Below are 24278 nucleotides of genomic sequence, written 5' to 3'. Positions count from 1 at the left end.
CTCAGGAGCAACAAGTGCAAAGGGAGGTTCGATGCGCGTAGAGCCTTGAAGGGGTTGCGCCAGGTCACTTAAACAATCAGCGATTATCTGGCGATTAACATCTCAAGCGACCTGGGACAGTTTGGCGTTGGCCTGATTCAGGCCCTTCTCTTGGAAGTCGCCGCCCAGGTTCAGGCCTTCGGCGTGAATGAAGGTCACGTCGTTGATGCCAATGAAGCCCATGACCTGACGCAGGTACGGTTCCTGATGGTCGGCCGGGCCGCCGGCGTAGATCCCGCCGCGAGCAGTGAGTACGTAGGCGCGCTTGCCGCTGAGCAGGCCTTGCGGGCCGGTTTCGGTGTATTTGAAGGTCACCCCGGCACGCAGCACGTGGTCGAGCCAGGCCTTGAGGGTGCTTGGAATGGCGAAGTTGTACATCGGCGCCGCCATCACCAGCACGTCGGCGGCCAGCAATTCATCAGTCAGTTCGTTGGAGCGTTCAAGCGACGCTTGTTCGGTGGCGTTGCGCTGCTCGGCAGTCTTCATCCAGCCGCCTAACAGGTTGGCGTCCAGGTGTGGCACCGGATTCACGGCGAGGTCACGCACGGTGATCTGATCGTTAGGGTGCGCCGCTTTCCATTGAGCGATGAAGGTCCGGGTCAGTTGACGGGAAACCGAGTCTTGCTGGCGGGCGCTGCTTTCGATGATCAGAACGCGGGACATGGTGTGTAGTCTCCATCCGAGAATGTTGTAAGTCGATGGAGTGAAGGTTAAACAGGGTTGCTTCGATGAAAAAGCGCAAATAATTGCTGCAAAGCATCGAATAATTAGTTTAGATGCTCATATACCCCTGTAGGAGTGAGCCTGCTCGCGATAGCGGTTTGTCAGTTAAAGCAGCGTTGACTGACACACCGCTATCGCGAGCAGGCTCACTCCTACAAGGGGGCGATCGTTATTTCGGGTTGCAGCTCAGTTCGACGCGCAGCCTGATGATCTCGCGGGAGAACTTGGCCGTGGCATTGGTATGTTTGCGCGCCGGCACCTCGATGTTGCGCGTACGCGGGGCTTCCGGGCCATTGTTGAACACGACTTTGCAGGTTGCATCGACATCGCCGTAGTTGGCGACCCGGATCGAGCCGATGTCCTTGTCGGTATCGAAGGTCTCGTAGTCGATCTTCAAGCCATTGAGGTTCTTCTGCACATCGATCGGGTAAGCAAACGCCGTCAGCGGCAGCAACGTGAGCAGCACACAACAGAATTTTTTCATTCGCCAGTCTCCATGAGGGACGGCCAGCTTAGGACAAGAGGAGCTATTGATGAAAGCGCCCCGCGTGACCCTTGATCAGTGGCGAACATTGCAGGCCGTGGTCGACCACGGCGGCTTCGCCCAGGCCGCCGAGGCCCTGCACCGTTCGCAATCGTCGGTGAGTTACACCGTCGCCCGCATGCAGGACCAGCTCGGCGTGCCGTTGCTGCGCATCGACGGCCGCAAGGCGGTACTCACCGAAGCCGGCGGGGTTCTGCTGCGCCGTTCGCGGCAACTGGTGAAACAGGCCAGCCAGTTGGAGGACCTCGCCCATCACATGGAGCAAGGCTGGGAGGCCGAGGTGCGGCTGGTGGTCGATGCGGCCTACCCGAGCGCGCGCATCGTTCGCGCGCTGACCGCGTTCATGCCGCAGAGTCGCGGTTGCCGCGTGCGGTTGCGCGAAGAAGTGTTATCCGGGGTCGAGGAAGTCTTGCTCGAAGGTGTCGCCGATCTGGCGATCACTGGCCTGAGCATTCCCGGCTATCTTGGCGCGGAATTGAGCGACGTCGAGTTTGTCGCCGTCGCCCACCCCGATCACCCGCTGCACCGGCTCAACCGCGAACTGAGTTTCCAGGACCTGGAAACCCAGATGCAGGTGGTGATCCGCGACTCCGGGCGCCAGCAACCGCGTGACGTCGGCTGGCTCGGCGCCGAGCAGCGCTGGACCGTCGGCAGCCTCGCCACCGCCGCCACCTTCGTCAGCAGCGGCCTGGGTTTTGCCTGGTTGCCGCGGCACATGATCGAGCGGGAACTGAAGGATGGCTCGCTCAAGCTGCTACCGTTGGACAGGGGCGGGAACCGCAATTCCAGCTTCTATCTGTACTCGAACAAGGACAAACCACTGGGCCCGGCGACACAAATCCTCATTGAACTGTTGCGCACCTTCGACACCTTGCCGCTGGACGCGCCGTTCGCCGCCCCTGAACAAGCCTGACACGGAGTTGAGCAATGGCCTATTTCACGCACCAAGGTTGCAACCTGTACTACGAGGAATATGGCCAGGGGACGCCGTTGCTGTTGGTTCACGGGCTTGGTTCGAGCACCCTGGACTGGGAAATGCAGATCCCCGCGTTGTCGGCGCACTACCGGGTAATCGTTCTGGACATACGCGGTCACGGTCGCTCGGACAAACCCCGCGAGCGTTACAGCATCGCCGGTTTCAGCGCTGATGTGCTGGCATTGATCGAGCATTTGCAGCTTGGCCCGGTGCACTATGTCGGCTTGTCGATGGGCGGGATGATCGGTTTTCAACTCGCTGTCGATCAGCCGCAGAGCCTGAAAAGCCTGACCATCGTCAACAGCGCCCCCGAAGTCAAAATCCGCAGCCGCGACGATTACTGGCAATGGTTCAAGCGCTGGAGCCTGATGCGCGTACTCAGCCTCGCGAGCATCGGCAAAGCGTTGGGCAGCAAACTTTTTCCCAAGCCGGAACAGGCGAATTTGCGGCAAAAAATGGCCGAGCGCTGGGCAAAAAACGACAAACGTGCTTATCTCGCCAGCTTCGATGCGATTGTTGGCTGGGGCGTGCAGGAACGACTTTCCCGGGTGACCTGTCCAACGCTCATCGTCACCGCCGACCGTGATTACACACCGGTGGCGCTGAAAGAAACCTATGTAAAGCTGCTGCCCGATGCGCGGCTGGTGGTGATCGCCGATTCGCGCCACGCCACCCCGCTCGATCAACCCGAACGCTTCAACCAAACGCTGCTGGAGTTTCTCGCCACAGCCGATATTCAATCTCAGGATCACTGACCCATGCTGAAAAAACTCGCCCTCGCCGCCGGCACCGTGCTGTTTGCTGCCAACCTGATGGCCGCCACCCCGGCCAAAGCGCCGCACGTGCTGCTGGACACCAGCAACGGCCAGATCGAAATCGAACTGGACCCGGTCAAGGCGCCGATCAGTACCAAGAACTTCCTCGATTACGTCAACAGCGGTTTTTACACCAACACGATTTTTCACCGCGTGATCCCGGGCTTTATGGTCCAGGGTGGTGGGTTCACCCCGCAGATGCAACAGAAAGACACCAAGGCGCCGATCAAAAACGAACACAAAAACGGTCTGGCCAACGTGCGCGGCACCTTGTCCATGGCGCGCACCTCGGTGCCTGACTCGGCGACCAGCCAGTTCTTCATCAACGTCAAGGACAACGATTTCCTCGACCAAGGCGATGGTTATGCTGTATTCGGCAAAGTCGTCAAAGGCATGGACGTGGTCGACGTCATCGTCAACTCGAAAACCACCAGCAAAAGCGGTATGCAAGACGTGCCTGCCGACCCTGTGATCATCAAATCGGCCAAAGTCATCGACTAAGCTGTACAGGGCGTTCCGAGCGGCGCAGGCCTGATCCCGCGCCGCTCACACCGATAAAAGGAGAGCCCGGCTACCGGGCGGTTATCTGATGCTCTATCGCCGTTTCGAACAACTGATCGACATATTCCGCGACGCCCCGACCGCTTCCCCTCCGGATCGTGTCTGGCCTTTCTACACCTATTATCTGAAACAGGTCTGGCCGAGTTTCGCCGCCCTGCTGGTGGTCGGCCTGTTTGCCGCATTGATCGAAGTGGCGCTGTTCAGTTACCTGAGCCGCATCATCGACCTGGCTCAAGGCACCCCCAACCCGAATTTCTTCAGCGACCACGCCCTCGAACTGACGTGGATGCTGGTGGTTGCCCTGGTGCTGCGGCCGATTTTCTTCGGCCTGCACGACCTGCTGGTGCATCAGACCCTGAGCCCAGGCATGACCAGCATGATTCGCTGGCAGAACCACAGCTATGTGCTCAAGCAGAGTCTGAATTTCTTCCAGAACGACTTCGCCGGACGTATCGCCCAGCGCATCATGCAGACCGGCAACTCGCTGCGTGATTCGGCGGTGCAGGCGGTGGATGCGCTGTGGCACGTGGTGATCTACGCGATCAGCTCGCTGGTGCTGTTCGCCGAAGCCGACTGGCGCCTGATGATCCCGCTGCTGACATGGATCGTCGCTTACATTGGCGCGTTGTATTACTTCGTGCCACGGGTCAAAAACCGTTCGGTAGAAGCCTCCGACGCCCGTTCGAAACTGATGGGCCGCATCGTCGATGGTTACACCAACATCGCCACCCTCAAGCTGTTCGCCCACACCAACTTCGAGCAGCACTACGCCAAGGAAGCCATCGAAGAACAGACGGTCAAGGCGCAAATGGCTGGTCGCGTGGTCACCAGCATGGACGTGGTGATCACTGCCATGAACGGCCTGCTGATCGTCGGTACCACCGCGCTGGCGCTGTGGCTGTGGACGCAGTCGCTGATCACCGTGGGTGCTATCGCGCTCGCTACCGGTCTGGTGATCCGCATCGTCAACATGTCCGGCTGGATCATGTGGGTGGTCACCGGCATTTTCGAAAACATCGGCATGGTTCAGGACGGTCTGCAGACCATCTCGCAACCGGTCAGCGTCACCGACCAGGAGCAGGCCAAACCGCTGGCCGTGGCCCGTGGCGAAGTGCGTTTCGAGCAGGTGGATTTTCACTACGGCAAGAAGAAAGGCATCATCGGCGACCTCAACCTGACCATCAAACCGGGGGAGAAGATTGGCCTGATCGGACCGTCCGGCGCCGGCAAATCGACCTTGGTCAACCTGCTGCTGCGGCTGTACGACGTCGAGGGCGGGCGAATTCTGATCGACGGGCAGAACATCGCCGAAGTCGGCCAGGAAAGCCTGCGCGCGCGGATTGGCATGATCACTCAGGACACTTCGTTGCTACACCGCTCGATCCGCGACAACCTGCTGTACGGCAAGCCTGACGCCACCGATGCCGAACTCTGGGACGCGGTGCACAAGGCGCGGGCCGACGAGTTCATTCCGTTGCTGTCGGACGCCGAAGGTCGCACCGGTTTCGATGCGCATGTCGGTGAACGCGGGGTGAAACTGTCCGGCGGCCAACGTCAGCGCATCGCCATCGCACGGGTGCTGCTCAAGGACGCGCCGATCCTGATCATGGACGAAGCGACCTCGGCGCTCGATTCGGAGGTCGAAGCGGCAATCCAGGAAAGCCTGGAAACCCTGATGCAGGGCAAAACCGTGATCGCCATCGCCCACCGTCTCTCGACCATCGCGCGCATGGACCGCCTGGTGGTGCTGGAAAACGGCAAGATCGCCGAGAGCGGCACCCACGCCGAACTGCTGGCGCATCGCGGCTTGTATGCGCGGCTGTGGGCGCATCAGACCGGCGGGTTTGTCGGGATTGATTGAAACCGCAAGGTCAAAAGATCGCAGCCTGCGGCAGCTCCTACAGGAATCGGTGCAGGAGCTGCCGAAGGCTGCGATCTTTGCTTCTGGGGTCGCTGGAAATCCACGAATCCCTGCTGTAGTCAGCCAAGGTTACAGCTGGAACCTGTCGTAAATCGCCAAGGCAGCACAACTCGATAGTCTCGATAGCACACCTATCAAGAATACTGCTCAACTTAAAATCCGCATCGCTATAACTAGCGATGCGTTTTTTTCAACTAACACCTCGGCAACATCAAACATCCTGAAACAGCGTAATCGCTGACATTCCCGAACATCCGTATTACTTTAAAAGCGTGAACCTCAGCAACTTACTTCACACACTAAAACATTCGCTTCTCAAGGACTGAGACATGAATACTTTGATCAAGAGCATGATTGCCCTTGCACTGACTACTGGTCTGATGCAAAACAGCGCGTTCGCCGCCGAAAACGGAACCACCAACGTTTATCGCTGCCAGCAGTACAGCGACGACTTCAAGAATTACATCTGGAAGTTCAAACGCTTTTATCACGAAGCGCCCACCGCCGAAGAGTTCATGAATACCGACTCCGCCAAGACATTGGGTTTAAAGAACTGCAAAGTCTGGCTGGACAAAGATAACGCCACCCATTGGGAGTGGTAACGGCCGATCGACACGGGTTAAATCAGGCGCACCTGCCCCTTCGAGCAAAGTCGCGCTTTGATGACGAAAGTTACCAAAAACGGGAGCTTACGGCGATCACACACGTCACGCACTACCAAACTAATTCGCATAAAAACAACACTAAAAATCGAGTCAACTGAAATGAAAAATTACAAAACCATTATTCTGTCCTTATTCATCGCTGCCACTTATTCGGGTTTCGCCTCGGCGGTGCTATCGCCAACCGTGGACAGCGACACGCCTATCGCATTCAACATCGCCGAAGCGTTGTCGGAAGTACGTCCGGAAATAAAGTGTTCGGTAAATGGCGGTACCGGCGTTACGCAATGCGGGCGACCAGCCAATGTATACACTTGCAAAGTTGCCAAAAAACCCGGACTGATGATTTATTATTACTCGTCGATTGCCACTATCGAAGAGTTTGACAAAGTGGCCGCCGAGAAGGGCCTGGCGAATTGCTTTGCCGGTGCAGGTTTCTAACTTCTTGTCTTGGCCTGCTTAATAGTGGGCACACCAGCACAAGGCCCGAATCATTTCGGGCCTTGTGCTGTCACCTTGCAATTGCGTGCCATCGAATCCGGTGGAGACATCAAGTCTGTTTATAAGGAAGAGCCGTGACCGCCTCTGCTACATAAGCCAACACCCCAGCACGTTCCTGTTGCAAAAAGTCTTTTACTGCGGCCTTCAGGCCGGGATGGCGCAGGTAGTGCCACGAGTGGGTGATCACCGGTTCAAAACCGCGAATCAGTTTATGTTCCCCCTGAGCACCCGCATCAAAGCGCTGATACCCCTGGGCAATCGCATAGTCCATGCCCTGATAGAAACACGTCTCGAAATGCAGCCGGTCAAACTCGGCCAGACATCCCCAATAGCGTCCGTAGAAGCTGTCGCCCCCGACCAGACTGAAGGCCATTGCCACCGGCCGTGAGCCCTGTCGGGCGAACACCACGCGAATCGACTCCGGCATGCGCTCGGCCAGCAGACTGAAGAATTCGCGCGTCAGGTACGGCGCCTGTCGACGCACGGCGTAGGTATTGGCGTAGCAGGCGTAGACAAAGTCCCATTGCGCCTCGTCCAGCTCCCGCCCCTGCAGCCACTCGAACTCGAAGCCCTGCCCCGCCACTTGCTCGCGCTCTTTGCGCATCTGCTTGCGCTTGCGCGAACTGAGCATGTCAAGAAAGTCCTGAAAGTCCCGATAACCGCGATTCTGCCAATGGTACTGACAGCCGATGCGCTGCAGCCAACCTGGCTGCTCGGCCATGGCGGCGTCGGTGAACGGGTCGGTAAAGTTGATATGAGCGCTGGAAAGTTCTTCGATCTCTAGATAACCCGGCAGGCTCTTGAGCAGTTCGAAGCCATCTTCGACCCGAGCAGCCAGCAGGCGCGGACCACCGACCGGACTGAACGGTACCGCGGTCAGCAACTTGGGGTAATAATCGATGCCGGCCCGGGCACAGGCATCGGCCCAGCCATGATCAAACACGTACTCGCCGTAGGAGTGCCATTTGCGGTAGCTGGGCAGTGCAGCGATCAACCGATCATCTTTAACGTGCAGCAGATGCTCGGGTTGCCAGCCGGTGTGAGGGCCGACGCTGCCGCTGTCTTCCAGTGCGCTGAGGAACCCGTGGCGCAGGAACGGCTGGTTCTCGGGCACCAGCGCATCCCAGGTCGCCGGGGCGATTTCTGACAGGTTTTGCAGGCGTTGCAACGGCATCAACTGGCTCTCCACATCTTGGCGTCAAAGCCCGGCGAGTATCGCCGATCGGCCACCATCGCACACGCTCATTCGGGCGACAGTGCTCTAGCGCGATAGTTCAGAGTGATTTTGCATCGTCATCGACATGACATCACTTAGCCACTGCTCTGTCATAAACCATCGCGATACTCGCTCCTGTTTTTAGAGCGCCGGGTTCTACCCGGACACTGTTTTCCGACGTCCACGTCGGTGTGCCCAGGATGGCTCAGCCATCCCCTCTCATCTTCGGAGATTGCTATGCGTCTTGCTTCCACGAAAACTGCGGCGGCCCTGTGCGGTGGCCTGTTGCTGGCCATGAGCGTTCCGGCCAGCGCTGCAGTCGACGCCAAACTGCTCGACATGCTCAAGGCTAACGGTTCCATTTCCCAGGCGCAGTACATTGAACTGCAAACTGAACTGGCCAAGGATCAGAAGGCTCAGCAAATCGCCCAGCAGGCGCAGCAAGAGACCAACGAGCAAATCGCGGCAACCGCGAAGAAAACCAATGAGCTGAGTTCCTTCGACCAGAAACTCGCCTGGGCGGCCAAGACCCAGTTCAAGGGCGACGTACGCATTCGCCAGGAAACCGTGAAAATCGACGGCGAATCGAACAACGGTGGCCGCGACAAGGATCGCCAGCGTATCCGTGCGCGTCTGGGTGCCTACACCGAGATCAATCCGCAAGTCGACACCGGCATCCGTATCGCCACCGGCGGCGGCGACGATGCACGCTCGACCAACCAGGACATGGACAACTACTTCGACAAGAAGCAGATCTGGCTGGACCTGGGCTACATCGACTACCACCCGGATGCGATCAAGAACCTGCACGTGATCGGCGGCAAAATGCTGCAACCGTGGGTCAGCATGGGCGACGTGATCTGGGACAGCGACATCAACCCGGAAGGTCTGGCCGTAACCTACAAATACCCACTGGGCAGCAGCGCCGAGCTGTTCGGCAGCCTGGGTAACTACACCCTCAAGGACAACGTCGACGGCGAAGGCGTGCAATTTCGCCACGACCTGCGCCTGACCGCTGGCCAGTTGGGTAGCCGCTTCACCCTCACCGACAACCTGAAACTGACCCTGGGCGGCAGCGTCTACGCCTACCAGAACGACGAAGACAGCCGCTGCACCGGTACTTCCACACCGTGCGCGCTGTCGGTTAACGGCAACTCGGCGAACAACGAATTCCGTCTGTACGAAGGCTTCAGCCAGATCGATATCGGTGGTTTGCCAATGCCGCTGTCGTTCTACGGCCAGTACGTGAAGAACAACGATGCCATCACCGATGCCGATACCGCGTGGCTGATCGGCGCCAAGTCGAAAGTGTTCGGCCTGAACCTCGACTACAACTATCGTGACGTGCAGCGTGACGCCGTGGTCGGCGCATTCACCGACTCCGACTTCGCCAACGGCACCACCGGTTCCCGTGGGCACAAGTTCAAGGTCGGTTATGACATCGACAAGAACTTCGCCATCGGCGCCACCTACTTCCTGACCAAGGCCGACTTCTCCAGCCGTACCCAGCGTGACGCCGACACCAACACCCTGCAGCTGGATGCGGAAGCGAAGTTCTAAACCGCGTTATCCAATAGCCTGGCGCAGGCGAAACGATCCCCATCATCCGTTCGTTTCTTCTGTGTCAGCCTGTTGCCCCTGTAGGAGCTGCCGAAGGCTGCGATCTTTTGATCTTGTTTTTAAAGATCAAAAGATCGCAGCCTTCGGCAGCTCCTACAGGGGTTTATTTTTCCTGGCGACGTTGTTCGGCCAGACGTTCAGCCAGCGCATCCACACCCTCTTCCGGTTTCTCCGGCATCGCCTTGAGCGTGGCCTGCATCAACCGCATCTGCCGCATAAAGCGCCGACAGTTGGGGCAAAACATCAGGTGATGACGCACCAGCAGCTTCTCGCGAAAGCTCAACTGGCCATCAAGATAATCGCTGGAACGTGCCACTTGTTCCTTACAGGTCAGCATTCGCCGGTCTCCTCAAAATGCTCCACCGTGGCGAAGACTTTCAGCCGCGCACGATGCAGCAGCACACGGACATTGGAGAGCGAGATCTCCAGAAGATTACAGATCTCCTCCAGCTCCAGCCCCTGACGCTCGCGCAGCAGCAATACGCTGCTCTGCAGTTCCGACAGGCTGAGCAAGGTGTGCTCCAGGCAATCGCGCAATTCGCCTTCGGTGAGCAAGGCTTCCGGGGTGTCCTGATGCCAGGCGAACGGTGCCACCAGCCAGTGGCCGTCACCGGGGGAAAAACGATCGTCGTCGATGGTGCCGTGCGGCGATGGCAGGTCATCCATCAACACTTCGCGGCGATTTTGTTTGTAACGACTCTTGGCCGAGTTGGCGGTGATGGTCAGCAGCCAGGTCTTGAGACTGGAGCGGCCCTCGAAGCCGCCGATATGGCGCACCACCGACAACCAGGCATCCTGCACCACTTCTTCGACGTGACGCTGGCCAACGATGGCGTACGCCACGGCGCGCATGGCGCTCTGGTAGGTGCTGACCAGTTCCTTGAAAGCTTTTTGTTCGCCCGCCAGCAGGCGTTCGAGCAGTTGAGTGTCGTCTGTTGCGGCCATGCAGACCTCGTGTCATATCCACTGGCATTTCGGCACAGAAAATAATTGTGGCGAGGGGGCTTGCCCCCGTTCGACTGCGTAGCAGTCACCCATTACCGATGGTATTCGGCTGGGGGACGCTTCGCGGCCCAACGGGGGCAAGCCCCCTCGCCACAGGATGGTGAACTCAGCGCTTGCGCAAGATCACGCTGCCGATCGAGTAACCGGCGCCGAACGAGCTCAGCACGGCCAGCGAACCGGCGGCCAGATCATCCTGATACTTGTGGAAGGCAATCACCGAACCTGCGGAGCTGGTGTTGGCGTAGGTATCAAGAATCACCGGCGCCTCTTCTTCGGTGGCTTCGCGGCCCAGCAGTTTGCGCACGATCAGGTGGTTCATGCTCAGGTTGGCCTGGTGCAACCAGAAGCGCTTGACGTCAGCGACGTTGAGTTTGTTTTCTTCCAGGTGCTCACCGATCAGCTCGGCGACCATCGGGCAGACGTCCTTGAACACCTTGCGGCCTTCCTGCACGAACAGTTTGTCGCGGGTGCCAATGCCCTCTTCCGCCGCGCGGTTGAGGAAGCCGAAATTGTTGCGAATATTGTTGGAGAACTTGGTCAGAAGTTTGGTGCTGACCACGTCGAACTGGTATTTCGACGTCGCCGTATCGGCACGCTCGATGACCACGGCAGTGGCGGCGTCACCGAAAATGAAGTGGCTGTCGCGGTCGCGGAAGTTCAGGTGACCGGTGCAGACTTCCGGGTTGACCATCAGGATCGCCCGGGCCTGGCCCAGTTGCACCGTGTTGGCGGCCTGCTGGATGCCGAAGGTGGCGGATGAGCAGGCGACGTTCATGTCGAAACCGAAACCCTGGATGCCCAGCGCTTCCTGAACTTCGATGGCGATTGCCGGGTAGGCGCGCTGCAGGTTGGAACAAGCGACAATTACGCCGTCGATGTCCGCAGCGGTCTTGCCGGCACGTTGCAGGGCCTGTTCGGCGGCGCCGATGGCCATCTGGCAAAGTACCGACCATTCGTCGTTGGAACGCTCCGGCAGGCGCGGGGCCATGCGTTGCGGATCGAGGATGCCGTCCTTGTCCATGACGAAACGGCTCTTGATGCCCGAGGCCTTTTCGATGAACGCGGCGCTGGATTCGGTCAGCGCCTCCACTTCACCGCGGGCGATGGCTTCGGCGTTGTCCGCGTTGAACTGCGCGACATAAGCATTGAAAGACTGCACCAGCTCTTCGTTGGAGATGCTGTTGGCCGGGGTATACAGGCCGGTGCCGCTGATGACGACGTTATGCATGGTCGTTTCTCTAATCTGTTCAGGCAGAAAGCGCTGGCACCGACGTACCAACACACAAAGGGTCTATTCCCGTCCGCGGGACGCTGACCTGGCATCTTTTATTGCAGCCGCGACCTTGGTGAAGGCTCTGGGTCGCGAAAACGGCATTTATGGTCGCGAAGTTTGCCATAAACCTTGGCTTTTGGCGCCTTCTCCCGCTTACCCCCCTGTAGGAGCTGCCGAAGGCTGCGATCTTTTGATCTTGTCTTTTCACAAACAAAGATCAAAAGATCGCAGCCTTCGGCAGCTCCTACAGATCGTTGAACGTCGTCGGATCAGGGTTCCACCTGACCCCACTGCTTGCTCAGGCGTTTGTCGGAGATCGGCACTTTCGTCCCCAACTGCTGGGCGAACAGCGATACCCGGTATTCCTCCAGCCACCAGCGGTACAGTTCAAGCTGCGGATCGCGCTTGCCTTCCTGGGCATGCTTGGCGGCGCGGGTCTGGTATTGGCTCCAGAGCCCGGCCAGTTCGCCGCTCCAGACCCGATCCTTCTGCACCTGCGCACCCAGTTTCTCGAAACGCTGCTCGACCGCTTTGAGATAACGCGGCAACTCCTTGAGCCATTGCATCGGCGTTTGCCGGACAAACCCCGGATACACCAGATTGTTGATTTGCTGCTTGATGTCGTTGAGCGCGACCGCTTGCGCCAGGTCGATCTTGCCCTTGAAGCGTTTTTGCAGACCGTGCCACAGCTTGAGAATCTCCAGCGTCAGCCGCGCCACGCGCTCGGCGTGTTCGGTCCAGCTGCCGCGCTTGCGTTCAGCCAACGCCGCCAGACCGGCGCCGTCACGCGGCAATGGGTCTTCGCCGTCCAGAATGCAGCTGTCGAGGCTGGCCAGCAGAATGTCTTCGACCAGCGCGTCAACGCGGCCCAGTTCGCGATAGAGCAAGCCCAGCTCGGTGATGCCCGGCAGTTTGCCGCGCAGAAACTTCGCCGGTTCGGCCAGTTGCTGCATCAGCAGCCGCTGCAAGGCGCGGCGATGCTGGAACTCGGCTTCGGCCGGGGTCGAAAAACGCCCTTCCTTGACCGTGCCGCCCTCTTCCACCAGCGCCGGATACACCGTCATCGACAGCCCGGCGATCTTCTGTTGAGTCTTTTCCGCCACCGGAGCGAAAACCTTGGCCTCCACCGGTTGCTGACTTTTTGCTGTTTGCGGCACCGCCAAAGCAGCCTGACTGGCTTCGGCGAAACGTGCGGTGAGTTCAGCCAGATCGCGGCCCTCGCCAAGGAACTTGCCCTGAGCGTCGACGATTTCCAGGTTCATCCGCAGATGCGCTTCGACCTGCTGCGCAGCTTCCGCCCATGCCTCATCGCTGACCCGCGCCCCGGTCATGCGCAGCAGCTCGCGACCGAGCGCTTGCGGCAGCGAGCCCTCGGCGAAGGTCATGCGTTGCAGTGCAGCTTTAATGAAGTCCGGCACCGGCACGAAGTTCTTGCGCAAGGCTTTCGGCAGGTTGCGCACCAGCGCGATGCACTTGGCCTCGATCAACCCCGGCACCAGCCATTCCTGGCGCTCCGGCGGCAGCATCGGCAACAGCGGCGCCGGCACGCGAAGGGTCACGCCATCGCGCGGGTGATTGGGTTCGAAGTGATAACTGAGCGCCAGCTCCAGATCGCCGATGTGCAGCGTGTCCGGGTAATCGCGCGCAGTGACCTCACTGGCCTCGCGGGCCAACACGTCTTCCTCGCGCATGATCAGCAACTGCGGATTCTTCTGGCTGTTGACCCGATACCAGCTGTCGAAGGTCGCAGTCTGGTGAATCTCCGCCGGCAAGCGTGCGTCGTAGAACGCATACAGGGTTTCTTCGTCGGCGAGGATGTCGCGGCGCCGGGCCTTGGCTTCCAGTTCGTCGAGCTGTTCGAGCAGTTGTTTATTAGCGCTCAGACACTTGGCTTTCGACTGAATCTCGCCGCGCACCAGACCTTCGCGGATAAACAGTTCACGCGAAACCACCGGATCCACCGGGCCGTAGTGCACCGGACGGCGGCCGACCACGATCAGCCCGAACAGAGTGATCTGCTCATAAGCAACAACCTGGCCGCGCTTCTTCTCCCAGTGCGGTTCGAAGTGGTTTTTCTTGATCAAATGCCCGGCCAGCGGCTCGATCCAGTCGGCGTCGATCTTGGCGACCATGCGCGCATAGAGCTTGGTGGTTTCCACCAGTTCGGCGGTCATCAGCCACTGCGGACGTTTCTTGCCGATGCCCGACGACGGGTGAATCCAGAACCGTCGCTGACGCGCGCCAAGGTAGTCGCCGTCTTCGGTTTTCTGGCCGATCTGGCTAAGCAGGCCGACCAGCACCGCTTTGTGCAGTTTCGGGTAATCCGCCGGCTCCTTGTTCAGGCTCAACTGCATGTCGCGGCAGATCAGGCTCAACTGGCGATGGGAGTCGCGCCACTCGCGCAAGCGCAGATAGTTGAGGAAGTTCTTGCGGCACCAGTTGCGCAGCGGGCTGGCGGTCAGCGCCTGGCGCTGCTCTTCAAAACCACGCCAGAGATTGACCAGCCCGGCGAAGTCCGAATCGCTGTCCTTCCATTGCGCGTGCGCTTGGTCGGCCGCTTGCTGGCGCTCCGGCGGACGCTCGCGCGGGTCCTGAATCGACATCGCGCTGGCGACGATCAGCACTTCCTGCAGGCTGCCGAGCTTGGCCGCTTCAAGCAGCATGCGGCCCATGCGCGGGTCCACCGGCAGACGCGCCAACTGGCGACCCAGCGGTGTCAGCTGGCTGTTGCGATCCACCGCCGAGAGTTCTTGCAGCAGGTTGAAACCGTCGCTGATCGCCTTGCCGTCCGGCGGCTCGATGAACGGGAACGCGGTGATCTCGCCGAGGCGCAGGTGCAGCATCTGCAGGATTACGGCGGCGAGGTTGGTGCGCAGAATCTCCGGGTCGGTAAATTCCGGCCGGCCGAGGAAATCTTCCTCGCTGTACAAACGCACGCAAATACCCGGCTCGACCCGACCGCAACGGCCTTTACGCTGGTTGGCGCTGGCCTGGGAAATCGCCTCGATCGGCAGCCGCTGAACCTTGGCGCGGTAGCTATAACGACTGATGCGCGCGGTACCGCTGTCGATCACGTAACGGATGCCCGGCACGGTCAGCGAAGTCTCGGCGACGTTGGTCGCCAGCACCACGCGCCGGCCTGGGTGCGACTGGAAAATCCGCTGCTGTTCGGCCGGCGACAGGCGCGCGTACAGCGGCAGGATTTCGGTGTGTTTTAGCTGAGCCTTGCGCAGCATGTCGGCAGCGTCGCGAATCTCGCGCTCGCCGGGCAGAAACACCAGCACGTCACCCGGACTGCGGCGTTCGCTGCGCTCGTAGGCGGCGATTTCGTCGAGGGTGGCGAGGATCGCCTGATCGACGGTCAGGTCGTCCTCGACACGGTTACCCTCTTCGTCCTGCTCCAAAGTCAGCGGGCGATACCAGGTCTCCACCGGGAAGGTGCGCCCGGAGACTTCGACAATCGGTGCATCGTCGAAATGCTTGGAGAAACGCTCAAGATCGATGGTCGCCGAAGTGATGATGACTTTCAGGTCGGGGCGGCGCGGCAGCAGGGTTTTCAGGTAACCGAGCAGGAAGTCGATGTTGAGGCTGCGTTCGTGGGCTTCGTCGACGATGATCGTGTCGTAGCGCTCGAGGTAGCGATCGTTCTGGGTTTCCGCCAGCAGAATGCCGTCGGTCATCAGTTTGATCAGGGTGTTGGCGTCGCTCTGATCCTCGAAACGCACCTGATAGCCGACCAGCGAGCCCAACGGCGTGCCGAGTTCTTCGGCGACCCGGCTGGCGACGCTGCGCGCAGCGATCCGGCGCGGCTGGGTGTGGCCGATCAGACCGTGCTGACCGCGACCGATTTCCAGACAGATTTTCGGCAACTGGGTGGTTTTGCCCGAACCGGTTTCGCCGGCGATGATCAGCACCTGATGCTTTTCCAGCGCCGCCTTGATTTCATCGCGCTTGGCCGCAATCGGCAGACTGTCGTCGTAACGAATCACCGGCAGGCTGGCCTTGCGCGCCAGCACCTGATCACAGGACGCCTGCATACGCGCCACCCACTGGGCCAGCTTGGCCTCGTCGGGTTTCTTGCGCAGCTCAAGCAACTGCCGCCGCAGCCGGTGACGGTCGGCGAGCATGGCGTGATCGAGGTTTTTCAGCAGTTTGTCGATGGAGGGCGATTCGTCGGTCATCGGGTACGCAATTCGGTCGTCTGTTTATGCAGGGGGCGGATTGTCGCAGAAAAGCAGCTACAAGCGGCAAGCTACAAGCCGCAAGTTCAAAGCGGCTTCTCACTTGTAGCTTGCAGCTTGGTACTTTCAGCTGCTGTTATTCGTTATCCAGGCCCTTGCGCCGATAGGGGAAGACGTCGATGACCTTGCCGGCGCGGATGGCCTCTTGCAGGCCCTTCCAGTAATCGGCGTTGTACAGTTCGCCATGCAGTTGATCGAACAGCTTGCGCTGCCCGGCATCGGCAAACAGGAACGGCGGAAACTCTTCGGGGAACACGTCCAGCGGGCCGATCGAATACCAGGGCTCCGAGGCCATTTCGTCTTCAGGCGTACGCGGCGCGGGGATGTGGCGGAAGTTGGCTTCGGTCAGAAAGCAGATTTCGTCGTAGTCATAGAACACCACGCGCCCGTGACGGGTGACGCCGAAGTTCTTCAGCAGCATGTCGCCGGGGAAGATGTTGGCGGCCGCCAGTTGCTTGATCGCCAGACCGTAATCCTCCAGCGCCTCGCGCACCTGGGCTTCGTTGGCGTTGTCCAGGTAGAGGTTGAGCGGGGTCATGCGGCGCTCGGTCCAGCAGTGGCGGATCAGCACTGTGTCGCCTTCGACCGAGACCGTCGACGGCGCGACTTCCAGCAGTTCTTCAAGGCACGCCGGATCGAACTTGCTCAACGGAAAGCGGAAATCGGCGAACTCCTGGGTATCGGCCATGCGCCCGACCCGGTCGACACTTTTCACCAGCCGATACTTCTCGATCACCGTCGCCCGATCGACGTTTTTCGACGGCGAGAAACGGTCCTTGATGATCTTGAACACCGTGTTGAAGCCCGGCAGGGTAAACACGCTCATGACCATGCCGCGCACGCCGGGGGCCATGATGAACTGGTCGTCGGTGCTGGCCAGGTGATTGATCAGCGCGCGGTAAAACTCGGATTTGCCGTGTTTGTAGAAGCCGATCGAGGTGTACAGCTCGGCAATATGCTTGCCCGGCAGGATGCGCCGCAGGAAACCGATGAATTCCGCCGGCACCGCGACATCGACCATGAAGTACGAACGGGTGAAGGAAAAGATGATCGACACGTCGGCTTCGTCGGTGATCAGCGCATCGATCTGAATCCCCCGGCCTTCGCGGTGCAGCAGCGGAATCACCAGCGGCCACTGCTCGTCGCGAGTGTAGATGCGCCCGACCAGGTACGCGCCTTTGTTTCGATACAGCACCGAGGAAAACAGCTCGACGCTCAGCTCCGGATCCTTGCATACCCAGTCCGGCAGGTTCTCGCGCAGTTGCGCTTCGAGGCGCTGCAGGTCGCCGGGCAAATCGGCGTAGTCCTCGCTGAAGCGGTAGTCGGCGAAGATGCTGGCGAGCATCGACGCCAACTGTCCCTGTGGCTTGTAGGTGCGGGTTTGCGCGGCCCTGGCGCGGCGCAGGCTCGGGCGCGTGGTATGGATGAACATGCAGCCATCGCTGATCAAGTCATGGCTGAACAGTCCGCAGAAGATTGAGTTGTACCAGGTCTCCGACAGCTCATCGTCGAAGCGCAGGTCGATCACGCTGATGTAGGCGCTTTTCACCAGCGGCCAGCAACTGACATTCATCAACGTTTCGTCGTCGAAGTGCTCGCGCAAGCGGCCGATGGTTTCGCCGACCTTTTCTTCATAGAGGTTGATCCGCGCCGCCGATGCGGTCTGCGTTTCCTGCCAGCGCGCCTGCTCGAAGCGCTCACGCGCGCCGTCGGTGATCCGCCGGAAATGCTCGCGGTAATCGTCAAAGCCATCGAGGATCATCCGGGCGATGTCGGTGGCGGGCCATGGCTGCGGCATAGAGTAGACCTCGGCGGACAAGTGGAAATCTGTGCCTGAGCTTAGCCACGGATGCGCGTGAAGGAGAAGTGCAATTTCTGCCAAATGCGCGGAAGCCTTGTACAGCGATGCAGTTTTTATCAAAGTTTTTTACTCGACCGATCGGTCAGCAAAACGCCCCGGCAGTCGCAGTCACGCTGACCACCCGCCTGAGCCAGAGCCGCGAATTCATTGGCTTTCGGATCCAATCATCAACAAAAGCGCTCTGGACTGCATCTCTCCCGCCCGCCGCTCGCGACTCTCGACTATTCAAAGACATCCGCAGATTGGTCTTACCAAAATAGTGGCACTTTGATATACAGCCCGCCAGCACTGCCCTCACAACAAGATCCTCGGCCTACGAGGACGACCTCTTCCTTTCCAAGATCAAGGAGCACATTGATGTTTATCCGTAATCTGCGCATCGGTTTGCGCGCCGGTTTGAGTTTCGCCGTGCTGGCCAGTCTGTTGGTAATCGTCGGCCTGTTTGGCCTGGGCCAAATGAAAACCCTGCGTGAAAGCGCTGCGGTCCTCGAAGAGTCATGGATGCCGAGCATCGAGAGCATTCATGACGCCGCCGCCAATATTGCCAGTATCCGCCTCGAATCCCTGCGCCTGATCACCAGCACCCAGCCGGCCGTGCGCGACAGAAGCAAAGGCCTGATCAAGGCGCAGCGCGAAGAATTGCTGCAACGCCTCAAAGACCATGAAGCCCTGCTCGCCAGCGATGAGGAACGGCAGATGCTCGCCGGCCTGAGTGTCGACGTCGGCAAGTACCTGAGCATCCTTGACCAGATCATCAGCCAGATCGACGCCGGGCAGACTGAACAGGCCTACGCCCGCCTGAACAATGACCTGGCGCCACAGGGCAAAGTGCTCGACAAGACGCTGGAGCAGATGATCAGCTTCAATCAGCGAGGCGCCGACGCCGCCGCCGAGGCCGCCGAGTCGATGTACCAGCGCGCGCTGTGGATCGTCGCGACCATCATCGTCATCGCCCTGGTCGCCACCCTGCTGCTCGCCTGGATGCTGACCCGCAGCATCACCACGCCGATCAATCAGGCGTTGGCGGTGGCACGGCGGATTGCCGCCGGTGATCTCACTGGTCAGATCGTCAGCAGCGGTCGCGATGAAGCGGCGCAGCTGCTCGACGCCTTGGGCGATATGCAAGGCAACCTGCGTTCGACCATTCGCGGCATCAGCGAATCGGCGCAACAACTGGCGTCCGCCGCCGAGGAGATGAGCGCGGTGATGGAGCAAAGCACCCGCGGTCTGCAGCAGCAGAACGATCAGATCGAACAGGCTGCAACCGCCGTCACCGAAATGAGCACCGCCGTGGATGAAGTCGCGGCCAACGCGGTGTCCAGCGCCGAAGCGTCCGCAGCATCGAACGAGGACAGTAAGCACGGGCACGTGCAGGTCAGCGAAACCATCAGCTCGATTCAGGAACTGGTGGACGCGGTTCTCGGTGCGTCGGAACAGGCCGAAGGTCTGGCCACTCAGGCCCAGGACATCAGCAAGGTGCTGGAGGTGATTCGCGGGATCGCCGGGCAGACCAACCTGTTGGCACTCAACGCGGCGATTGAAGCGGCACGCGCCGGTGAAGCCGGACGCGGGTTTGCGGTAGTGGCCGACGAGGTGCGCTCACTGGCGCTGCGCACGCAGAACTCCACCGAAGAAATCGAGCTGATGATCAGCAGCATCCAGCAAGGCACCGGTGCCACCGTCGGCGCCCTGCAGAGCAGCGCCGAACAGGCCAGCCACACGCTGCGACGGGCCAACAGTGCCGGCCAGGCCCTTGAGAAAATCACCGCGTCGATCTCGCAGATCAACCAGCGCAATCTGGTGATCGCCAGCGCCGCCGAGCAACAGGCACTGGTCGCGCGCGAGGTCGATCAGAACCTGGTGACCATTCGCGACCTGTCGACCCAGACCGCCGCCGGCGCCACCCAGACCTCCGCTGCGAGTCAGGAACTGTCGCGCCTGGCGATCGACCTCAACGGTCTGGTCACACGCTTCGTGCTCTGAACAAAAAATTAAATGCCCGATTGGCGGTTGCCATCGACAGGGCGCTCGGCAACACTCTCGTCCCGATCAAGGAAGGAGTGCCACCGTGAGCGCTGTCGATATTTTCCGCATGCTGTCGCTGGCAGCCATCTGGGGCGCGAGCTTCCTGTTCATGCGCATCATTGCGCCGGTGATCGGCACCATTCCGACCGCGTTCTTTCGCGTTTCGATTGCGGCCGTCGGTCTGCTGGTGATCCTCGGGTTGATGCGCATCAGCTGGGATTTCAAGGGCAAACTGAAAACCGTGATGTTGCTGGGGGTGATCAACTCGGGGATTCCGGCGACGCTGTATTCGGTCGCGGCCCAGGTGTTGCCGGCCGGTTACTCGGCGATCTTCAACGCCACCACGCCATTGATGGGCGTGTTGATTGGCGGGCTGTTTTTCAGTGAAAAGCTCACGCTCGCGAAACTGACCGGAGTGTTTCTCGGCTTGTTCGGTGTCGGCGTGCTGACGCGCGCAGGGCCGGTGGCATTCGACCTGCAATTGCTGATGGGCGCCCTCGCCTGCCTGCTCGCCACCACTTGCTACGGTTTCGCCGGGTTCCTAACGCGGCGCTGGCTGGATCACAGCGGTGGCCTCGACAGTCGCTTGTCGGCGGTGGGCAGCATGCTCGGCGCCTCGCTGTTTCTGTTGCCGCTGTTCGGCTACAGCGCGATCACCGCGCCGCCGGCAAGCTGGGGTGGCTGGAATGTCTGGCTGTCGCTGCTGGGCCTGGGCCTGGGTTGCACGGCGTTTGCCTACATCATTTATTTCCGCCTGCTCAGCTCCATCGGGCCGGTCAAATCGATGACCGTGACTTTCATGATCCCGGCGTTCGGCGTGCTGTGGGGGGCGTTGCTGCTGGATGAACCGCTGTCGATGGCGCATCTGTATGGCGGGGTGTTGATTGCGCTGGCGTTGTGGCTGGTGTTGAAGCCTGCGGTGGTGAAGCCTGCAGAGGTGTCGGCTCGCTGATTCGGCGGCGTTGCTGACTCAGTCTTCGCGGGCAAGCCCGCTCCCACAGTGATCGATGTCGTCCACATCATGTGTGTTCAACATAAAACCCTGTGGGAGCGGGCTTGCCCGCGATGGCGGCCGATCAGCCGCCACACCTCAACTGGCTATCAACCGGTTTTACGGAACACAAACGCCAGCCCGACAATGATCAACAGCATCCCCAGCACACTCAGCGCCGCCAGGCGATTGCCGAAGATCAGATAGTCCATCACTGCGGTCACCGCCGGCACCAGGTAAAACAGGCTGGTGACATTCACCAGATTGCCCCGGGCGATCAGGCGATACAGCAACAACGTCGCCAGCACCGACACCACCAGCCCCATCCACAACACCGGCACGATGAAACCTGCGCTGTGTTCAAAGTGAAACGGCTGAAACGGCACGAACAGCCCGCACAACAACAGCCCGGCCAGGTACTGCACCGGCAACGTGCCGAGCGGATTGTCGGTGATGCGCTTCTGCATGATCGACCCCAGAGTCATGCTCGCCAGCGCCAACAGACCGAACAGCATGCCCGTCCAGGACATCCCGGCCAGACCGATCCCCTGATAGACCACCATGATCAGACCGGCCAGCCCCAGCGCCAGACCGAACATCCGGCTCGCCGAGCGCTGGCGTTCCATCAGCACCACGGTGAGGATCGGCTGCACACCCATGATGGTCGCCATCACGCCGGGGGTGATCCGGGTGTTGAGCGCCAGCAGATAAAAAATCTGATAAGCGCCCAACAGCACCACCCCGGTGGCGATTGCATACAGCATCGGCCGCCCGCCCTTGGGCAGCTTCAATTTGAGCAGCGGCGTCAGCAACAGCAGCCCGCACAGGGCGATCACAAAGCGGATCAGCAGAAAGGCAAAGGGCGAAGCGTGGGCCAGGCCCCATTTGGAGAAGATCGCGCCGCTGCTCCACAGCAGAACGAACAGGCTCGTGGACGTCGCCGCGAGCGCGGATTTTTTCGAAAAGACAAACATGAATACCACCTGTAGTCAGGCACATAGCCAACTCAGCCGAAGCTGAAATTCAGTAGGTTGTTCTGGCGGGCGCAGGGGTCAGCAGAAACTGCCGATCAGCCCCGGACGCCAACGCCCGGCGGTGCTACGACGCTGCACACCGGCGTGCTACTGACAGGTGGAGGGTAATGACTGATCTGCCCAGGCTGCTGATTCCCGCACGGCACGACGCCAGCGTTGACCGCTGAATCGACTACCGCGTTGATGAGGGATGCAGGCATTGGACTGATCTTTTTTGAAGGGTTGGAAGGTGAGCCGTGCGACTCACGAGCGCCGACTATAACCAGCCCGGGACATGGATTGCAATGATTTGGCCAAAGGGCCAGCAGGGACAGTTCGATGGCGGGCGCATAGGCTGATGAGCAATGGATTGGCCCGTTGATGGGGAGACAAGGAATGCTTGAGATCACATGCCAAAGGAACGGACAAATTTGCGGTATCAGTTGTATCGGTCGGAGGCGAGGAAGCAGGCTTCTAATACTTTTGCAAAACTCCAGAAAGATTTGCAGCAGAAGGGGATCGTGGATGTCGACCACTCCAGAGTTCGATTTGAAGCGGTCGATACGCTAGCTCTGAGTGCTTATGAGGAATGGCTCGACCCGCATTTCTCATGGCGGGAAATTGTCAGATGGAAATCCAGAGAACCGATGGGTTTTGATCTGGCTATCTGGTTCGACCATGAGCTATGCGGACTGTGCTTTGCAAACCCTAACCAGAGTCGGTTACGCGTGAAGATTGTGCGTCTGGAAGGCAAGCCTGGAAACGATCACCCGCTCAAGAGCCGGATCGCGACGTTTGCCCTGACCGCTGTTACTCACTTCGCCCGAATCATTGGCAGTAGACAGATCGAAATTCAGGAGCCTCTGGCAGGTGCTATTCCTCTCTACCAGCAACTGGGTTTCGATTTCGACTCGGAAGGACGGCTTGTGAAGCCTGTCGAGTACGTCTAGTATCGGCTTAACTGTTCATTTAATGATCAAATCGGGGACGCCATGAAAAGTCTTGTCAAAAACAAAACATCAGACGTCAAATCGACCAACAGGAAGCGCTGTGCTGGGGAGTTGTCTGAAAAAGAGTTGCAGCGAATCAGGGAAGCTTTGGTAAAACCCGCCGCTGAAGAGCCAGGAGGCGTTCTCGCCGGTGCCTCTTTCACCTTCGCTTGATCAAAAAACCGCTCGCAAGGAGCGGTTTTTTTCATTGCAACGTCCAGCTTCAGCCAAACAGCCAATAGCCCAACAACGTCAGCACCACCACCGCCAGAATCGGACGCATGATGCGGTAGGCCTTGGGATTGCGGCGTTTCCACTGCTTGACCACGCCACTGAATCGGTCGCTGAAGGTCTTGCTCCAGGCGTAGGCCTGGTTGATCCCGCCGACCCGTTCGTCATCAAGGTTCTGCGGCGCGGTAGCACGGCCCAGCCAGGCGCTGATCGCGCGGTTGATGCGAGTCATCAGACGGTTGCTCAGCGGACGTTCGACGTCGCAGAACAGGATGACGCGGGTCTTTTCGGTTTCGTTCTTGACCCAATGCACGTAAGTCTCGTCGAACATCACGTCTTCACCGTCGCGCCAGGCGTAGACCTGACCGTCGACGAAGATCCGGCAATCGTCGGAGTTCGGCGTCGACAGGCCCAGGTGATAACGCAAGGAGCCGGCAAACGGATCGCGGTGCGGGTTCAGGTGGCTGCCACCGGGCAACAGGGCGAACATCGCACCCTTGACGTTGGGAATCGCACTGACCAGGGCCACGGTTTTCGGGCACAGGGTTTCGGCTGACGGCAGCGGTTTGTCGTACCACTTGAGGTAGAAACGCTTCCAGCCCTTCTTGAAGAACGAACCGAAACCGGCATCGTTGTTCTTTTCGGCGGCGCGGATATAGCCTTCGTCAAACAGGTGCATCGCCTCGTCGCGAATGGTTTCCCAGTTGTCGCGCAACACATCCAGTTCCGGAAACTTGCTGCGATCCAGATACGGCTTGGACGGCACGCCCGAAAACAGGTACATCAGGGCGTTGTACGGTGCGAACAGCGCCGAGTGGTTGACGAACTGACGCAGGACCGGCAGACGCGCCTTGCCGCGCAAATGCACATAGAGGATGCTGCCGACAAACAGCAGCAACACCAACACCTTGGCGGCTAACGAAAAGGTCATCAACGACTCCTAAAATAAAGACAACGCTGCGCAAGGCCCTTTATTCGGCATGGCAGCCGGCCATGATAAACACTACCGGCCTCGGGAAAAACCCGCCCAGGCCAAGATTCAGTGTCAAGCATTGCGCAACAAAGCATTTA

General features: G+C 59.6%; 21 protein-coding genes. 10 read left to right on the top strand and 11 right to left on the bottom strand.

All coding sequences use genetic code 11. The annotated features are described in order from the left end of the window. Window positions 1-102: 102 nt before the first annotated feature. Window positions 103-702 carry an FMN-dependent NADH-azoreductase gene (locus ACXR0M_RS18855; protein WP_458833286.1) on the bottom strand — a complete coding sequence of 200 codons (600 nt, stop codon included), beginning with the start codon at window positions 700-702 and terminating at the stop codon, window positions 103-105. Window positions 703-931: 229 nt separating this feature from the next. Continuing rightward, the gene (locus ACXR0M_RS18850; RefSeq protein WP_458833285.1) at window positions 932-1246 is read right to left on the bottom strand and encodes a 3-phosphoglycerate kinase; all 315 of its coding nucleotides are present in this window, start codon (window positions 1244-1246) and stop codon (window positions 932-934) included. Between the two features lie 49 nt (window positions 1247-1295). Here ACXR0M_RS18850 and ACXR0M_RS18845 point away from each other — a divergent pair, with 49 nt between their 5' ends. The 6 genes from ACXR0M_RS18845 (at window position 1296) to ACXR0M_RS18820 (ending at window position 6682) form a co-directional block, all read left to right on the top strand. Continuing rightward, window positions 1296-2219 carry a LysR family transcriptional regulator gene (locus ACXR0M_RS18845; RefSeq protein WP_007914443.1) on the top strand — a complete coding sequence of 308 codons (924 nt, stop codon included), beginning with the start codon at window positions 1296-1298 and terminating at the stop codon, window positions 2217-2219. A gap of 14 nt (window positions 2220-2233) precedes the next feature. Further along, entirely contained in the window at window positions 2234-3037 is an 804-nt protein-coding gene (locus ACXR0M_RS18840) for an alpha/beta fold hydrolase (RefSeq protein WP_458833284.1), read from the top strand. A 3-nt stretch (window positions 3038-3040) separates the two neighbouring features. Beyond that, a complete protein-coding gene (locus tag ACXR0M_RS18835) occupies window positions 3041-3598 on the top strand; it encodes a peptidylprolyl isomerase (protein ID WP_458833283.1) in 558 nt (185 codons plus the stop codon). 88 nt (window positions 3599-3686) lie between these two features. After that, window positions 3687-5519, top strand: a complete 1833-nt coding sequence (locus tag ACXR0M_RS18830) for an ABC transporter ATP-binding protein (RefSeq protein WP_458833282.1) — start codon at window positions 3687-3689, stop codon at window positions 5517-5519. A 389-nt stretch (window positions 5520-5908) separates the two neighbouring features. Continuing rightward, window positions 5909-6181, top strand: a complete 273-nt coding sequence (locus ACXR0M_RS18825) for a hypothetical protein (RefSeq protein ID WP_458833281.1) — start codon at window positions 5909-5911, stop codon at window positions 6179-6181. 162 nt (window positions 6182-6343) lie between these two features. Further along, window positions 6344-6682: a hypothetical protein gene (locus ACXR0M_RS18820; protein WP_458833280.1), complete on the top strand. Its 339-nt coding sequence runs from the start codon at window positions 6344-6346 to the stop codon at window positions 6680-6682. Window positions 6683-6791: 109 nt separating this feature from the next. On the opposite strand, the gene ACXR0M_RS18815 is transcribed toward ACXR0M_RS18820, so the two are convergent. Next, a complete protein-coding gene (locus tag ACXR0M_RS18815) occupies window positions 6792-7916 on the bottom strand; it encodes a GNAT family N-acetyltransferase (RefSeq protein WP_458833279.1) in 1125 nt (374 codons plus the stop codon). A gap of 279 nt (window positions 7917-8195) precedes the next feature. Between ACXR0M_RS18815 and ACXR0M_RS18810 the strand changes: the two genes are divergently transcribed. After that, entirely contained in the window at window positions 8196-9518 is a 1323-nt protein-coding gene (locus ACXR0M_RS18810; RefSeq protein WP_458833278.1) for a putative porin, read from the top strand. Between the two features lie 163 nt (window positions 9519-9681). Here the strand turns inward: ACXR0M_RS18810 and ACXR0M_RS18805 are convergent, their stop codons facing one another. The 5 genes from ACXR0M_RS18805 to aceK all read right to left on the bottom strand — a co-directional run bounded on the left by ACXR0M_RS18805 (window position 9682) and on the right by aceK (window position 17895). Then, entirely contained in the window at window positions 9682-9915 is a 234-nt protein-coding gene (locus tag ACXR0M_RS18805; RefSeq protein ID WP_458833277.1) for an anti-sigma factor family protein, read from the bottom strand. After that, window positions 9909-10523, bottom strand: coding sequence for an RNA polymerase sigma factor (locus tag ACXR0M_RS18800; protein WP_458833276.1), 615 nt, complete (start codon window positions 10521-10523; stop codon window positions 9909-9911). Before ACXR0M_RS18800 ends, ACXR0M_RS18805 begins: the two co-directional genes overlap by 7 nt. Before the next feature lie 166 nt (window positions 10524-10689). Further along, window positions 10690-11811, bottom strand: coding sequence for a beta-ketoacyl-ACP synthase III (locus ACXR0M_RS18795; protein WP_458833275.1), 1122 nt, complete (start codon window positions 11809-11811; stop codon window positions 10690-10692). 314 nt (window positions 11812-12125) lie between these two features. Further along, window positions 12126-16037 (bottom strand): ATP-dependent RNA helicase HrpA, encoded by a 3912-nt coding sequence (gene hrpA, locus ACXR0M_RS18790; RefSeq protein WP_458833274.1) that lies wholly within the window; start codon window positions 16035-16037, stop codon window positions 12126-12128. A 136-nt stretch (window positions 16038-16173) separates the two neighbouring features. Next, window positions 16174-17895, bottom strand: a complete 1722-nt coding sequence (gene aceK, locus ACXR0M_RS18785; protein WP_458833273.1) for a bifunctional isocitrate dehydrogenase kinase/phosphatase — start codon at window positions 17893-17895, stop codon at window positions 16174-16176. 420 nt (window positions 17896-18315) lie between these two features. Between aceK and ACXR0M_RS18780 the strand changes: the two genes are divergently transcribed. Next, on the top strand, window positions 18316-19941 hold the full coding sequence (locus ACXR0M_RS18780) for a methyl-accepting chemotaxis protein (RefSeq protein ID WP_458833272.1): 1626 nt from the start codon (window positions 18316-18318) through the stop codon (window positions 19939-19941). Between the two features lie 85 nt (window positions 19942-20026). Further along, the gene (locus tag ACXR0M_RS18775; protein ID WP_458833271.1) at window positions 20027-20935 is read left to right on the top strand and encodes a DMT family transporter; all 909 of its coding nucleotides are present in this window, start codon (window positions 20027-20029) and stop codon (window positions 20933-20935) included. A 149-nt stretch (window positions 20936-21084) separates the two neighbouring features. On the opposite strand, the gene ACXR0M_RS18770 is transcribed toward ACXR0M_RS18775, so the two are convergent. Next, window positions 21085-21948, bottom strand: a complete 864-nt coding sequence (locus tag ACXR0M_RS18770) for a DMT family transporter (protein WP_458833270.1) — start codon at window positions 21946-21948, stop codon at window positions 21085-21087. A 449-nt stretch (window positions 21949-22397) separates the two neighbouring features. Between ACXR0M_RS18770 and ACXR0M_RS18765 the strand changes: the two genes are divergently transcribed. Further along, a complete protein-coding gene (locus ACXR0M_RS18765) occupies window positions 22398-22937 on the top strand; it encodes a hypothetical protein (RefSeq protein WP_458833269.1) in 540 nt (179 codons plus the stop codon). Between the two features lie 26 nt (window positions 22938-22963). Here ACXR0M_RS18765 and ACXR0M_RS18760 read toward each other — a convergent pair whose 3' ends face one another. Then, window positions 22964-23185 (bottom strand): hypothetical protein, encoded by a 222-nt coding sequence (locus ACXR0M_RS18760; protein ID WP_458833268.1) that lies wholly within the window; start codon window positions 23183-23185, stop codon window positions 22964-22966. A gap of 14 nt (window positions 23186-23199) precedes the next feature. Continuing rightward, window positions 23200-24138 (bottom strand): aspartyl/asparaginyl beta-hydroxylase domain-containing protein, encoded by a 939-nt coding sequence (locus ACXR0M_RS18755; RefSeq protein WP_458833267.1) that lies wholly within the window; start codon window positions 24136-24138, stop codon window positions 23200-23202. Window positions 24139-24278: the final 140 nt, after the last annotated feature.

The sequence above is a fragment of the Pseudomonas sp. Eth.TT006 genome, assembly GCF_054456575.1.
The sequence above is the reverse complement of the archived record's forward strand: the minus strand, read 5'-3'. Positions and strand labels throughout refer to the sequence as shown.

Bases quoted from the DNA above. Each gene is read 5' to 3' on its own strand.
- ACXR0M_RS18835 (WP_458833283.1), top strand. From the start codon at position 3,041: ATGCTGAAAAAACTCGCCCTCGCCGCCGGCACCGTGCTGTTTGCTGCC.
- aceK (WP_458833273.1), bottom strand. From the start codon at position 17,895: ATGCCGCAGCCATGGCCCGCCACCGACATCGCCCGGATGATCCTCGAT.
- ACXR0M_RS18815 (WP_458833279.1), bottom strand. From the start codon at position 7,916: ATGCCGTTGCAACGCCTGCAAAACCTGTCAGAAATCGCCCCGGCGACC.
- ACXR0M_RS18800 (WP_458833276.1), bottom strand. From the start codon at position 10,523: ATGGCCGCAACAGACGACACTCAACTGCTCGAACGCCTGCTGGCGGGC.
- ACXR0M_RS18770 (WP_458833270.1), bottom strand. From the start codon at position 21,948: ATGTTTGTCTTTTCGAAAAAATCCGCGCTCGCGGCGACGTCCACGAGC.
- ACXR0M_RS18765 (WP_458833269.1), top strand. From the start codon at position 22,398: ATGCCAAAGGAACGGACAAATTTGCGGTATCAGTTGTATCGGTCGGAG.
- hrpA (WP_458833274.1), bottom strand. From the start codon at position 16,037: ATGACCGACGAATCGCCCTCCATCGACAAACTGCTGAAAAACCTCGAT.
- ACXR0M_RS18795 (WP_458833275.1), bottom strand. From the start codon at position 11,811: ATGCATAACGTCGTCATCAGCGGCACCGGCCTGTATACCCCGGCCAAC.
- ACXR0M_RS18850 (WP_458833285.1), bottom strand. From the start codon at position 1,246: ATGAAAAAATTCTGTTGTGTGCTGCTCACGTTGCTGCCGCTGACGGCG.
- ACXR0M_RS18805 (WP_458833277.1), bottom strand. From the start codon at position 9,915: ATGCTGACCTGTAAGGAACAAGTGGCACGTTCCAGCGATTATCTTGAT.
- ACXR0M_RS18820 (WP_458833280.1), top strand. From the start codon at position 6,344: ATGAAAAATTACAAAACCATTATTCTGTCCTTATTCATCGCTGCCACT.
- ACXR0M_RS18810 (WP_458833278.1), top strand. From the start codon at position 8,196: ATGCGTCTTGCTTCCACGAAAACTGCGGCGGCCCTGTGCGGTGGCCTG.
- ACXR0M_RS18855 (WP_458833286.1), bottom strand. From the start codon at position 702: ATGTCCCGCGTTCTGATCATCGAAAGCAGCGCCCGCCAGCAAGACTCG.
- ACXR0M_RS18780 (WP_458833272.1), top strand. From the start codon at position 18,316: ATGTTTATCCGTAATCTGCGCATCGGTTTGCGCGCCGGTTTGAGTTTC.
- ACXR0M_RS18845 (WP_007914443.1), top strand. From the start codon at position 1,296: ATGAAAGCGCCCCGCGTGACCCTTGATCAGTGGCGAACATTGCAGGCC.
- ACXR0M_RS18840 (WP_458833284.1), top strand. From the start codon at position 2,234: ATGGCCTATTTCACGCACCAAGGTTGCAACCTGTACTACGAGGAATAT.
- ACXR0M_RS18825 (WP_458833281.1), top strand. From the start codon at position 5,909: ATGAATACTTTGATCAAGAGCATGATTGCCCTTGCACTGACTACTGGT.
- ACXR0M_RS18755 (WP_458833267.1), bottom strand. From the start codon at position 24,138: ATGACCTTTTCGTTAGCCGCCAAGGTGTTGGTGTTGCTGCTGTTTGTC.
- ACXR0M_RS18760 (WP_458833268.1), bottom strand. From the start codon at position 23,185: ATGAAAAAAACCGCTCCTTGCGAGCGGTTTTTTGATCAAGCGAAGGTG.
- ACXR0M_RS18830 (WP_458833282.1), top strand. From the start codon at position 3,687: ATGCTCTATCGCCGTTTCGAACAACTGATCGACATATTCCGCGACGCC.